General features: G+C 73.0%; 2 protein-coding genes. Both read right to left on the bottom strand.

The genetic code is table 11. From position 1 onward, the window contains the following. On the bottom strand, positions 1 to 1573 hold a 1573-nt coding region (locus tag NL1_RS35740; RefSeq protein ID WP_156095213.1), incomplete at its 3' end, for an ATP-dependent helicase. After that, positions 1570 to 4114, bottom strand: a 2545-nt coding sequence (locus NL1_RS35735) for a UrvD/REP family ATP-dependent DNA helicase (protein WP_174553525.1), incomplete at its 5' end; no start/stop codon positions are given. The genes NL1_RS35740 and NL1_RS35735, both read right to left, overlap by 4 nt.

The following is a 4114-nucleotide window of genomic DNA, read 5'->3' as shown; positions in this document are numbered from 1 at the left end:
GTCGGGCCAGCGCGGCGAGGTCGGCGACCCCGAGGCGCCAGCGGGCACCGGTGAGCACGCGCACGGCCGCGCTGCCCGCGGCGGGCTCGGCGATCAACCGCAGGGTGGCGACGATGTCGGCCACCTCCGGCGTGGCGAGCAGGCCGCCGAGGCCGACGATCTCCACCGGAAGCCCTCGCTCGCGCAGGGCTTCCGCGAGCGGGGCGGCATCGGCGTTGCGGCGCACCAGGATCGCCGAGGTCGGCGGCGGCTCGCCTGCGGTGTGCCGCGCCGACCATTCGGCGGCGATCCGCTCGGCGACCCAATCCCTTTCCCCCGCGACGGTTTCGGTGAGCGCCATCGCGACGACGCCGGGTTCCGCGTTCGGTTTGGCGCGCAACGCGTCGACGGTGACCCCGCCCGCGTCGAGCGCGATGCGGCGCAGCGGCTCGGCGACCAGGTTGGCGAGGGCGAGAGCCTCGGGCGGATTGCGCCAGCTGGTCAGCAGCGGCAGGATCGGCGCGGGCGCGCCGGGCGCGAGCGGAAAGTCGGTGGCGAAGCGGGGCAGGTTGGCGGCGGACGCGCCGCGCCAGCCGTAGATGGACTGCATCGGGTCGCCGACCGCAGTTACAGCCAAACGCCGTGCGGCACTATCTGATTCGGGACGCGACACCGAGATCGCGCCGCCGAACAGCGCGGCGAGCAGGATGCGCTGGGCGTGGCCGGTGTCCTGGTACTCGTCGAGCAGCACCAACCGGAAGCGACCGCGCTCGGCGGTCGCCACCTCCTGGTGCTCGGCGGCCAGCCGCGCGGCCAGCGACATCTGGGCCCCGAAATCCAAGGCGCCGCGCCGCCGCAGCGCCGCGGCCAACTGCCGGACCAGCGGTAACAGCGCCACTCGCTCGCGCTGCACCTGCACGATGGACAGTAGCGCCTGGCTCGGCCCGCCGCGCTGGCGTGGACCGGCGGGCAGGGTGTGCACGAGCTTCTCCAGCTCGGTGTGCGCCTCGGCGAGCTGTTCGGCTTCCACCAGGTGTTCGGCGAGCTGGCCGGAGAGCGCGAGCACCGCCTCGGTCACCGAGACCGGGGTGCGGTCGGTGTCCAGGTCACCGTCCCAGGCCCGCACCACCTGGTGCGCGAGCTGCCACAGCTGTGTCTGGGTGAGCAGCGTGGCCGACGGCTCCACCGGAAGCAGCAGGCCGTGCTCGGTGAGCAGCCGCCCTGCGTAGGAGTGGTAGGTGCTGATCTCGGGTTCGGCCCCGGCGAGCTGCGCGCGCAACTCCCCCGACGCGTCCAGATCGCGCAGCAGCTGCGAACCCGCCAGCCGGGCCAGCCTGGTCCGAATGCGAGCGGTCAACTGCTGGGCCGCTTTTCGCGTGAAGGTCAGGCCGAGCACCTGATCCGGCAGTACCAGCCGATTGGCCACCATCCACACCACGCGCGCGGCCATCGTCTCGGTTTTGCCCGCGCCAGCGCCCGCGACAACCAGCGTGGGTCCGGGCGGTGCGGCGATCACTGCCGCTTGTTCGTCGGTCGGGGGTGGCAGGCCGAGCGCCTCGGCGATCCGCAGAGGCGTCACGGCGGGGTGACTCACTCGTCGGTCACCTGCCTTCCGGTGTCCTGCACCGGGCAGCTGCCCGCCACCGCGCAGTGACGACAGCCGTCGTTGCGCATGGCGAGGTAGCTCGGGCCGCGGGTGGACGCGGCGGCGTCGTGAATCGTGGTCTGCCACTTGTCCAGCGCCTCGCCGTCCAGCGGCTCCTGCATGCGCTGGGTGGCGCCCTCTTTGCTGCTCGGCTTGGCCACGTACACCAAACGTGCGCCGCCCGGCGCCACGGCGGACGCGGATTCCGTTGGCGTGTTCTCGGCGGCCGATCCGTCCAGCGCGCCGAGCGCGGCCGCCACCTGATAGGTCGCCAGCTGCGCGTGATCGGCGGCGGCCTGCTTGCTGATCGGCGTCTTGCCGGTCTTCACGTCGACGATCACGAAGCGGCCCATGGCATCCCGCTCCAGCCGGTCCACCCGGCCCTTGATGCGCACCGGCGGTTCGTCGTCCTCGCGCGGCGGCAGCACGCAATCGACGGGCACCTCGACGCCGGCCTGGGTGAGTTCGCCGCGGGTGTTGCGGACCCAGGCCATGAACGTCTCCAGCATCGCCTCGGTGCGCCGCAACTCCTGGCGGGAATGCCAGCCGGTGCCGGGATCGACGGCCTGCCACGCCCGGTCGAGCGCCGCCCGCACCTGTGTCTCGGGCACCTTGCCCGCCAGCGCTTGCACCAGGGTGTGCACCAGATTGCCCTTGACGGCGTGCGGATTGTCGCCGTCGGTGCCGCCGTGCCGTTCCAGCGCCCAGCGCAGCGGGCAGGTGCGCAGCAGTTCCACGGTGGACGGCGAGAGCGCGACCGCGGTCTCGCCGTCGTCCCACAGCGGGCTCAGCGAGCTGAGTTCCGCGGTGCCGTACCACTCCTCGGGGTGGGTGCCGCGCACTCCGGCGTGCGCCAGCCTGGCCAGCTGATGCGCCGCCCTGCGGCGGCGCTCCGGGTCGGCCTCGGCATCGCAGACCACGCCACGCAACTCGGCCACCAGCGAATGCATGACCAGGGCGCGACCGGGATCGGCGACAGGCAGGGCGCCCGGCTCGGTGTCGTCGTCGTGCCCGAGCAGCTCGGCGAGAAAGCGGGAGGGCACCAGATCCCGTTCACCCGAGACGGATTCGACCGCGGTCACCAGCAGCGAGCGCCGGGCCCTGCTGCACGCGACGAGCAGCAGCCTGCGCTCCTCGGCCAGGATCGGCGCGGCGCGGCTGACCGATTCGCCCGCGAGGCCGATGCCCGCGCTGAGGTCGACCAGATCCTCGGTGTGCAGCAGGGTGCCGCGCGGCCGCGGATTGGGCCAGATGCCCTCCTGCACGCCCGCGACCGCGACCACGTCCCACTCCCGGCCCGCCGCGGCGTGCGCGCTGAGCAGGGCGACGGCGTCTCCCGGCGCGGTCAGCGGCGCGGTGTCCTGCGGAATCTCCTGCTGGAGCAGGTATTCCACGAAACCCTCGATGCCTGCGCGGGGAATCCGGTCGACGTAGGCCGCCGCCGCGTCGAACAGGCCGACGGCGGCGTCCAGATCCCGGTCGGCCTGCATGCCGACCGCGCCGCCGCGTTCGGATTGGGCGACCCAGCGCCGTTCCAGGCGGGAAGCGGTCCACAGCGCCCAGAGCACGTCCTCCAGACCGGTGGCCCGCCCGCGCGCCTTGCGGCCGCGGTCCAACGCGTCGAGCACACGCTTCAGCGGAGCCGCCTCGACATCGGTGAGGCGATCGAGGATCGCCCGATCGCCGATGCCGACGAGCAGATCGCGCAGCACCTCGGCCGACGACTGCTCGAGCAGGGTGGGACGTGCGGTGTCGCCCGGGGTTTCGCCGGCAGCATCGGGCACGGCCCTGGCGTCGCGACCGGTGGGCGGACGCTCGTCGCCCTGACGGCTCGGCACGTAGTTGTCGTCGGCGTGCTCGGCGACCTCCAGGCCCCACTCGAGATCGGCTTCCCGCCATTCGGATTCGCTGACGACCCATTCCGGATCGGGCGGGCTCCAGTCCGGTTCGACGGCGTTCCATTCGGCGTCGTCCGGCGGAAATTCCTGCGGCAGTTCGGAGTTCGCTCCCAGCCGGTCGGCCGTCGAGGCACGCGGGAGCACATCCGGATCCGACGACGGCGGTTCCGTTCGAGGCGGCGCATCATCCCGCGGCGGCGCATCGTCAAGGTGCAGCACATCATCCGGCAGCGACACATCGTCCGGGTGCGGCACCTCGTCCAGTGGCGGCACATCATCCGCGTGCGGCACCTCGTCCAGCGGCGGCACATCATCCGGGTGCAGCACATCGGGTGACGGCGGCTCATCGATCGGCGGCATATCCTCGGCCGCCCACGCTTCTCCGTCGGCCTTCCTCGCCGCCCTGCGCTCCCCCTCCAGCACCGCGCGCCGGACACCGCGGCGCAAGCGCCGAAGGGTGATCTGGTCCGCGCCGCCCAGCGGACCGGAGAGCAGATCGAGCGCGTCCTCGGCGGAGAACATCGTTTCCCCCGCCCGCCGCGGCCGTTCGCCCGCGAGCAGCGCGCGCAGCGCGAGCAGCATCCAGGCCGCG

The sequence above is a fragment of the Nocardia lijiangensis NBRC 108240 genome (assembly GCF_001613045.1).
GTDB lineage: Bacteria > Actinomycetota > Actinomycetes > Mycobacteriales > Mycobacteriaceae > Nocardia > Nocardia lijiangensis.
The sequence above is the reverse complement of the archived record's forward strand: the minus strand, read 5'-3'. Positions and strand labels throughout refer to the sequence as shown.